Raw genomic sequence first — 8,404 nt, forward strand, 5'->3', positions numbered from 1 at the left:
ATCAGTGTCCGGATGTTGGTGGAATGGGTGTCCGGATGGTCATGGAATCCCCAACTACGTTGAACCAGCTGCCAGGCGCTGACTTGCTGTACTTTGGCTTGCTGTTCGATATGGGGGAATTCAAGGACGTAGCGTTTGAAAATTCCAGGCGTTACCAGCATAGCGGTCCCTGCTACGGTATGAACCAGCGCTTTGGTATCGTTGATAATGATGGTCCGGGATGCGATGCCTTTCTTAAGCCATTCAACAAATCCCTGACCGATCTCGGTGTTATTGCTAGGCATCGGAGTGACTTCTTCGATTATTGCTAAAGGCGCACCTCCTTGATTGGAGGTTTGGGAAGGCTGGATTTCATCCAGTTTCGGAGGCGCGGTATGTGCCGCTGAGACCGCTTTGTTTTTGGTGTCTTCTGATGGCTCATTGATGTTACCAAGGAGCGCCAGTAGCTCGTCAAATTCATCTGTACTGCTCGAGGAATGCTGAGGTAGTTCGAACGGTGATGGCTGTGCCGGTGCTAAAGGCGCCGGCACAGGGCTGGATTGAATTTCCGAAGGCAACTTTTTGGCCGGTGTGGCGACGGTATTTTCAGCTGCAGAGTCTTCTACCGGGTTGCCAGCTTCTACCTCAAGAGTCCCAGCGTAAGCTGTGGGCCGATCACTTGGATCATTCCAGATCAGTGCCGGTGAGAGCTTCAGCAGGGTGAAGGTGTTTCGCCAGCCACGACCATTGTCTATCGTGGCTTTCCAGATTGCCTTGTCTTGGGCATTGGTTTGGATTACCCCCTGATCTTGCAGCATGTTGAAGAAAGGCGCATTCGTACTGGGTACACCTTCAACGCCTTTGGTCAGCAAATAGGCTCGCAATTGATCAGCAATAGGCTTGCTAACCAGCCAAAGAGCATCCTGTGTCAGCCATCCATCTGACTGTCCATCGGGTTGATTCAGTTTGAATGTATCTCGGACCAGGTGACGCAACCCATCTGCTAATTGACGCTGCAAAGACTGTTTGGGCGCGGACAGCGCGCGGGCTGGATTTCCACCGAGCTCCTGTGCGACGGACGCCTGATCGGCCTTGACCACGATCTCTCCCAAAATGCCGGCATGTTCGTACTGACCAGCCAAAATGAAGATTAACTGCGACCACACTTCGGGGAAATTACTGAGCCAATCTAAGATTTCTGAGGAGAGGATCTGCGCGTAGATCAGTGCGGCAGCGGCTCCGTGAAGTTGGTAGTTGCGTCCTTTCACGTAACGGAATCGATAGGGACGATCGATTGGGCCGTGCCACGGGTGCCAGGTTTTACCTCCTGCCAGCTCGACGTGCACGTCGACGGCGATCTTGCCGAGGTCGTGTATCAGAGCGCCGTAAGCCGCGGCGGCAGTCCAGGCCTCAGCCTGTGCTGATTGAGACTCCGGCGGTGCGCCTATAGGAAGCAGGTAGCTCTGTCGAATTTTCAAGGCATAGGCGACGATTTCAAGCCCGTGATCCAGCATGCCGCCAGGGTGTGCATGATGGTGGTTTTGCGAAGCAGGGAGCTGCTGGACCAACTCCGCGTAGCGCTCAAGTGGACGCCTATAGAGCTCGACAAACTGTGAGCGAGATAACGATGCGCGCTGCCAAATGTTCTCCAGTAGTTTCTGACGGCGCGGCGATGCCAGTAGTGCTTGGCTAGAGGCCGGCTGTATAAAACCGTTAGGGGAGGGGCTTTGGGCGGGTAGCGCTTTATTGCGGCGGAAAATAGAGAACATCGCCTGCTCCGTAAATGATTCATGGGGCAGGCTTTTCTCCTATCAAAGGGGGGGCGAGCAAGGGGAAAGGATCACTGGTTGCCTCGGGTATTTCTTTTGGCGAAGAGCCATCTTTCTATGGTGGTGACGGAGAAAGGAATGCAGAATTATCGTCGTTTCGGTCTAAGGGCACGGGGCCGCAGATCGACTATGTGAGGAAAAAATGATGGTTTCACTTCGCTACGCTACGAAATCAACCTCAGATAATGTTTGGGCACTTTGTGATTTGATACGTGACAATAAGTGTGATGAGATCATTCTTTTTGCTAGTGTAGGGAATGATCTTGATGATGAGGAAGCAAGGTGGGACAACAACCTTCCTCTGGTTGTCGCCTTAGCTAAATATATTATTCCTCACGTTGATAGCGTCTTGGTCATTTTTGATGGAGTGTTTCTAACCGCTGCGCGTTCCGCTCGTTATGGTGAAGTACGTGAACTGCTGGATGTAGCTATTGCGTCTGACAAGGTTTATTACTCTGGGCAGAGAGCCCCACTTACTAGCGAAATGACTCCTGACGAGGCTGTTTCAACTCTTATTAATTTAGGTTCTATCCAACCGTTGACGGTTGAGTCCAGAGCTGAATACTTTTCTTTGCTTAGTAATTTTACAGAAGACGAGTTAGTTGAAGTTTATTCGACTCGCGAGATGCGTTGATGAGATTGGACCTTTTTCCCGCTGAAAGCGGCCCTTTCGGGTAAGGCTTTTACCCTTGTGAACCATTCCATTCGCTTCTACAAAACCTTTTACCTTTTGGGCCATTTTTGTTGTGAAAGGGGGGCATCTGGTGCTGAAGGCAAAGGCCGTTTGTCTCATGATCTTGCAGCATAGAAAAATCGGTATTATAAGTAATGTCAAATCGCCCCTAGACCGGGTAAGAAGGAGACGCACCATGACCGCACAGACCTCTCAGGGAGTAGCAAGTCGCTTAGGCTATGGCCTGGGTCAGGCTGCGCGCCTCGTTTGGTGCAGTCAGAACCGTACCCTGCGTTGGGTCAAGCGTCTGGTTGTGGCTGCCGTACTCCTATATTTTTCTGCAGACATTTTCAGCGGGATTATCAGCGTTGCAGTATTTACCTTGGTTTTGGGTGGAGGGCTCTGGGCGTTGAATCACAGACCTACGCCTCGCAGAAACCAGATAGAGTATGGTCAATGCTATGGCCCCGATGGCTATGGGTACTATGTTGCTGGTCAACGTGTAGACGACGATGATTAAGGGTCTCATATCAATGATATGAGACCCTTACGTTACATAACGCTACGTTTGACAGTATTCACCCCTTCCTGACCTGCCTTTTGAACATCTTTTGTTCCGCTGGTAAGGCCTTCCAATGCTTTTCCTGCGCTCACCCCTGCCCATCCCAGCGCGCCCATCCAAAACACTGGCAGGATGATGAACATCGAGCCCATCACGAAGTTTAAGATTGCGTCCTGGGTGGCAGTGTTCAAACCCATCACAGGATCAAATGATAAATGCGGAGAACCGGCTCCATATAAAGCGTCCAATATCGTGGTATCGACCCATCTAGCCAGTTGAAACCAAAAGTCCACGAATATCAGAGCGAAAAAAACAACGGACATAGTCATGGCCACTTTTAGTTGGTAAGCCCCGACGATTAGCACCAAGGGAATGCAAATCACCATCGCCATTTTCAAGAACGCCATGACCATCGGTAGCGCCTGGCGAACCATGTCCATCGCTGGAAAATAGGCCATAGATCCTAATGCAACCCCGAGAGTCCCCGCTGCCCGGGCTGCACCATTCCACACAGTTCCGTCGATTTGTCCCCCGTAGTCCGTATAAACATCCCCTTTCACCTGGTTCGACGGCGAGACCAGTTGCCGGACAAGCGAGTCAGTGACTTCGTCCGGGGACAACCACTTTGCCCAGCCGAGCATTTTGGTCATGAGGTCCGGCGACACTTGAGCCTTGATACGGTCCCGCAGTCCCACTCCGCTATCTGACCACCATTGTTTGCAAGTTGGATAGCCCCCACCTCCACCCACTTGTGGTAAACCCACATCACGAGATGCGTTATAGGGCCATGATGCCCTTGGAGTTTTGGAGTAGTCCGTGTCGTAATAACCCGAGGTGTTCAATAAATAGTGCGAACCAATCCAGCTGAGTTCCTGCGCAAAACGAGGGTCATTCCCTTGCGCTCCCAATTCGGGTTGGCGCATGAATAATCTGGCACGGGAGGGTCCATAGCAATCGTGCGTAAAGTCGCCAATTTCCTGAGCCAATAGCGGGTTGTTGATCTTGGTGTTGCTAACTTCCATGCGTACTTGCCGTAAATCAGTCCCGCAGGGAATTGCTGCTACAGCGCCATTGGTTAATCCCTTTGATAATGCATGCATTAATGCCCACCACATGGGCATCTGGGCACTCTTTCCTGCCAGTGAGCTGAATGTTGTGTTCCAGCCTGTGTCTGTGGGTTTAGGTAAGTTGTATTGACATTGCTGAGCTCTACTCTGGTCAAATGCCAAGGTATCAAAACTCACATTGACGGCTGGTACAGCGAAGAATGCGACTACGATGTAGCCAACGTAGATATTGGTTTCGATACGTGCCAGTGAGAGAACGCCTTTGTTGCCCTCATCGGCCCCCTCACCACGGACTTTCAGCCACTCTCGAATAACGATGATGCAGAAGGGGAGGGCGAATAGACCGGTATCTGAAATCATCGCCCAGATACCATTGTTGATGATCCAACCGACCAACGTCAGGTAGTACTCTAAATAGTCATTGGTGTAGAGCGTCACAGAACACCCCCTGCCTGATACAGCACCTTGCTCAGTTCAACCATCAGAAATAATAAGATCACCATTATCTCGATCTTCAACAGGCCTTTGCGCCGTTTCGAGCGTTCTGAGTTCGATAACCGTACCTTGAATTTGAACCAGGCAACGGTCAGTGCGATATAAAGCATTAGGCGCCAGGTAAAGAGCGGCCAATAGTGGTCGGTGCGCCAGGCTTGCCATTGCTCGGCGCTGTCGAACATGTTCATCAGGACAGCGCTGAGTAGGACTACGAGGGCGGCAGTCGCGAGCAAAACACCCAGAACAAGCAGAATGCTCCTCCCGGTTCGTCGAACCAGCGAACGGTTGGGAGCGGCGACAGGCTCCTGTATTTCGGTCATGGCCTTTCTCACTGTTTGTTCTGGGCGGGTGACTGCAACTGGTCCAATCGATTCGTTTCTGGGGCTCCCGGGGACACGCCACGAGAGTCTTCTGCCCGTGCTTTGCTGCGTTCAATGATGGTCAGAGGCGAGTTCTTCGCGAGCTGCTGACGCATGTCCAGTTCCATTTTGAGGTTGCCGATCTCCTGTTGCAGCGAGGAGCTCTGCTGGCCGACTGCCTGGACGGCGAGGTCATTAGCCGCGACGTTCGGTTCCCGACTGCCTGCCATCAAGGTGCGCTGTAGGGTCAGAGCTTTCTCCAACACATCGGACAACGCGACTTCGGAGGCAAGCCGGCGAGCGAGTACGTCCTGGTCGCGCTCATCCTTGAGTGCTGCTACAACGCCTCGGGTGATGGGTAACGAGTTGCTGCTCGCTGCTTCCAGGTTTTCTAGCGACAGCGTTTTGCTTCCGCTCAGCAGTTCCTGCAGGGCCTTCAGCTTGGTGTCGTACGTTTCCTGGATCAGCGGCGTGAGGCCGACGCCTGCGGCTGTCACCGTTTTAGGGCAACTGTCACAGGTCTGCTGTTGTTGTTCACCCAGGACACGATTGGCAAAGGTGGTGGCTTCCTGGGGCGATGACCAGACATTGCACACCATGCCGTTGTTGCAGTTCGCTTTACTGATGGATGCGGTGTCGCCGGCCGCGCGCTTGTTCAGAAGGTTGTAGCCCGCCTTGGTGACGTCGCCTACGATACGAATTGGCTTCTGACCGGAACCACCTGCTCTATCACCACCAACCCAAGTGACGCCATCGTTTCCACCTTTCTTTTCGACTTGTTCCACCGCCGACACTGCGTCTGTGTTGGATGTTAGCGCCTGACTCATAGCCTGACCTTCAGCAAGCTTGCCCCAGCCCATTTGGTTACCGGCGATATCCGCCATCTTTTCGCCAATGGCGCGGCAGGTGCCTTTGGAGCGGTCGAAGTCCAGGCGGGCCTGCAAAATGCCGTTGGTGATGAGGTTGTATAGCGCCGGGTTCGCACGTTGAAGAATCAGTGCCGGCAGCGAAGCCACGGCGCTGGTGGCGCTCTGTACCACCGAGCTCATGATGTTTTTGAAGCCGGAAGTGGCACCATTCAATTGGTTTTCAAGGGTTGTGCTCAGGCTCATGTTTCCGCAGATTAGATTGGTATTCCAACCGCCTCCCACAGAAATACTATCCATGTTGCCTGCGCTCCCCATGGTGACTGCGTTGCCGCCGCCAATGCTATACAGCACGTTGTCCCCAATGACGCTTCCGGAGGAGGAGACGTTGATTGGATCAGCAGAGAGCGCTATTGCACTGCTGAGGCTGCAGGCGAGCCCTATCGCCAAGGTAGTGAGTTTCATGCTTTGCTCCGATCGCTGTTTCATTGGAAGTCCGTACTGCCGAGGAAGGTCTGTCCTCGACGCTGGCAACACGAATAAGGGCGCCAGAGTGCCCAGGCGTAGCCGCCATCCTGCGCATCGATGTTCGGATCGATGGTGGGAAAGGTTGCGCAAGTCGGGTTGAGGACTGGGGTGAGCTCTTGCCACTTACCAGTGGAGGCGTCACCTTCGCGTAGCGGCCCTGCGGGCCAGTAACCGGGGTAGGGAAGGGCGAGCATCGGCAAGTAGACATGGACCTGGCCTGGGCGGGTAACCACGTCGCCGGCACGCTGCGCAATAACTGCGCCCGTTTTGTAGTCGTCAGTCTGGTTAAGGAAGCCGCTACGCGGGTAGACGTTCCCCCAGCTGCTTGCTGAGAGCAGGCTACCGACTTCGCGCATGCCCGGAATGAGTGCTTCGGGGTATACGGATTCCGGGACGCCGTATCGCCAAGCAATGGGGTCAAGGGTGCTCAGAAAGTAAGGCACAAGCGGTAAGGTTGCGCCTTTGCATACATAGCCCGAGGCGCTGGCAAACTGACTCAACGCCGCACCACCTGGATGGCCGATGACATCGGCTTCCTTAAATTTGATGATGTTGTTCTCTGCAACGTGATTGGTAGTGCCGTCGTTGCCCGCTTGGGCCATCGGATTCGGGGTGCCAAGAGGTGACATCTCTATCCAAGGGTTCATCCCGGTATTCGCATATGCAGACACCACAGCGTCCGGTACGTAGTGACGAACCTTGGTCGAGGTTTTGACTTTGCATCCGAATGGCGTGCAGAGCAGCCAATAGCAGATGCCGACCACTTTGTACTCCAGGCAGGTTGGTGACAGGGTCGAGGCAATAATCGCTGCCGAGTTGATCGCAGCCGATGCACTGAATGACAGGCTGAAAGTGATAGCCAGCGACAAAGGCCGGATCGCAAAACGTGAGCGTCTCATCGTGACAGGCTCCGTGCTCGTTCAATCAACGCGACGGCTTTAGCTGCGTCAGGCTCGCCGTACACGACGTAGCGACGATCTACGACCACGGCTGGGAGTTTTTCGACTCGCAGGCTCCAGGCGTCTATGACGCCCTGCTGGGCTTGGGCCAACTCGTTTTGCAGATGCTTCCCTGCAGGGCTGACAAGGTAGCGTTGAATGGCCGCTTCTGCCTGGCGTGGATCGGCGGGTAGTTGGTTGGAAAGTTGTTCTTCAAGGCGCTGCTGATCATCCAGGAAGATGACGCGAGCGCCAGAAGGTGCGGATACTGGATGTGCTCGGTTTGTAATGACCCACGTCTCCGCGTGGGACGCAGTTGACAAGAACAGTAGCAGTGAAAACAGCCAGCGCCGCGTTTCGCTAATGTGGGTAAGGATCTGGAGCATGGCACCGTACCTGATATGGATTCAGGTACAGAAGACCGGATGGCTGTCTTGAGCGCAGTAAGAAATAGGAATTTGGAAGCTTTGGGTATTTGAGAGCGACGAATTCGTGTGGGTTGGATTAGAGATGGCACTTGGTCGGCTCAAATTGACGACGCAGTGAGTACGCAGTTAACTGGCTATCCACACAGCAAGAGTTCAAGCCAAGTTTATGAGGCGACCCTTCTTGGCCCCATCGCCGCCGATGGTCCACAGTACGCCAGTCGGACGAGTCTCGCCACCGCCCCACGACATAACGAAAAATCACTTCTATTGAAGCTTCGGGCGACATCAACGGCAAAATGCTCGCCCTGCCGATATCGTCAGCGGGTTTGGTCGTGCTGGAGAAAACAACCTCAAGATTCGAAGGCTTTATCTTTATCCTTGGGCAGGCAGTAGTTTGTGCTGTCCTGCTTGAGATCCTTCACGATCAAATGTTGCAAACGGAGCGCCTGCTGCACAGCTTCAATGTCATCTTCGATGACGTTAAGGATAAGATAAAAACCTATCCTCCGAGACCGTATTGCTGTTAAAGACCATCCTGCCGATTGCGTTTTCGGTGCTCTACGTAGTGCCTAATTTCCGCAGCCCATGAGGCTTTTGTGACACGTTCGTAGTCTCATTTAGCTACGCCCAAACGATTCATCCGCCTGTAGCGGTCAAAGCCGCTTTTCATAATAGGAAGA

8 protein-coding genes are annotated in these 8,404 nt (G+C 53.4%); 2 read left to right on the top strand and 6 right to left on the bottom strand.

Annotation, left to right across the window (positions count from 1 at the left end):
• The coding region (gene mobH, locus YA0848_RS35095; RefSeq protein WP_198731575.1) for a MobH family relaxase at window positions 1-1,748 on the bottom strand (1,748 nt) is incomplete at its 3' end.
• A 205-nt stretch (window positions 1,749-1,953) separates the two neighbouring features.
• On the opposite strand from mobH, the gene YA0848_RS35100 reads away from it, so the two are divergent.
• Together YA0848_RS35100 and YA0848_RS35105 are read left to right on the top strand one after the other, a co-directional pair.
• Complete coding sequence (locus YA0848_RS35100) at window positions 1,954-2,442, top strand: hypothetical protein (RefSeq protein ID WP_019821334.1); 489 nt, start codon at window positions 1,954-1,956, stop codon at window positions 2,440-2,442.
• A 235-nt stretch (window positions 2,443-2,677) separates the two neighbouring features.
• On the top strand, window positions 2,678-3,001 hold the full coding sequence (locus tag YA0848_RS35105) for an Ac45/VOA1 transmembrane domain-containing protein (RefSeq protein WP_008432855.1): 324 nt from the start codon (window positions 2,678-2,680) through the stop codon (window positions 2,999-3,001).
• 32 nt (window positions 3,002-3,033) lie between these two features.
• On the opposite strand, the gene YA0848_RS35110 is transcribed toward YA0848_RS35105, so the two are convergent.
• From YA0848_RS35110 to YA0848_RS35130, 5 genes are read right to left on the bottom strand one after another with little or no spacing between them, the layout of a single operon-like run.
• Complete coding sequence (locus tag YA0848_RS35110) at window positions 3,034-4,548, bottom strand: conjugal transfer protein TraG N-terminal domain-containing protein (protein ID WP_008432856.1); 1,515 nt, start codon at window positions 4,546-4,548, stop codon at window positions 3,034-3,036.
• Complete coding sequence (locus YA0848_RS35115; protein ID WP_008432858.1) at window positions 4,545-4,925, bottom strand: hypothetical protein; 381 nt, start codon at window positions 4,923-4,925, stop codon at window positions 4,545-4,547. Before YA0848_RS35115 ends, YA0848_RS35110 begins: the two co-directional genes overlap by 4 nt.
• An 8-nt stretch (window positions 4,926-4,933) precedes the next feature.
• The gene (locus YA0848_RS35120; RefSeq protein ID WP_024073345.1) at window positions 4,934-6,295 is read right to left on the bottom strand and encodes an integrating conjugative element protein; all 1,362 of its coding nucleotides are present in this window, start codon (window positions 6,293-6,295) and stop codon (window positions 4,934-4,936) included.
• Between the two features lie 20 nt (window positions 6,296-6,315).
• Window positions 6,316-7,257, bottom strand: coding sequence for a TIGR03756 family integrating conjugative element protein (locus YA0848_RS35125; RefSeq protein ID WP_008432863.1), 942 nt, complete (start codon window positions 7,255-7,257; stop codon window positions 6,316-6,318).
• Window positions 7,254-7,682 (bottom strand): TIGR03757 family integrating conjugative element protein, encoded by a 429-nt coding sequence (locus YA0848_RS35130; RefSeq protein WP_008432865.1) that lies wholly within the window; start codon window positions 7,680-7,682, stop codon window positions 7,254-7,256. Before YA0848_RS35130 ends, YA0848_RS35125 begins: the two co-directional genes overlap by 4 nt.
• Window positions 7,683-8,404 lie beyond the last annotated feature (722 nt).

Origin of the sequence: Pseudomonas sp. S4_EA_1b, assembly GCF_016307435.1 — a bacterium.
Taxonomy (GTDB): domain Bacteria; phylum Pseudomonadota; class Gammaproteobacteria; order Pseudomonadales; family Pseudomonadaceae; genus Aquipseudomonas; species Aquipseudomonas rhodesiae.

What these genes read in the sequence shown, in the direction of transcription:
- YA0848_RS35100 (WP_019821334.1), top strand. Translation starts at nt 1,954, where the DNA reads ATGGTTTCACTTCGCTACGCTACGAAATCAACCTCAGATAATGTTTGG.
- YA0848_RS35105 (WP_008432855.1), top strand. Translation starts at nt 2,678, where the DNA reads ATGACCGCACAGACCTCTCAGGGAGTAGCAAGTCGCTTAGGCTATGGC.
- YA0848_RS35115 (WP_008432858.1), bottom strand. Translation starts at nt 4,925, where the DNA reads ATGACCGAAATACAGGAGCCTGTCGCCGCTCCCAACCGTTCGCTGGTT.
- YA0848_RS35120 (WP_024073345.1), bottom strand. Translation starts at nt 6,295, where the DNA reads ATGAAACTCACTACCTTGGCGATAGGGCTCGCCTGCAGCCTCAGCAGT.
- YA0848_RS35125 (WP_008432863.1), bottom strand. Translation starts at nt 7,257, where the DNA reads ATGAGACGCTCACGTTTTGCGATCCGGCCTTTGTCGCTGGCTATCACT.
- YA0848_RS35130 (WP_008432865.1), bottom strand. Translation starts at nt 7,682, where the DNA reads ATGCTCCAGATCCTTACCCACATTAGCGAAACGCGGCGCTGGCTGTTT.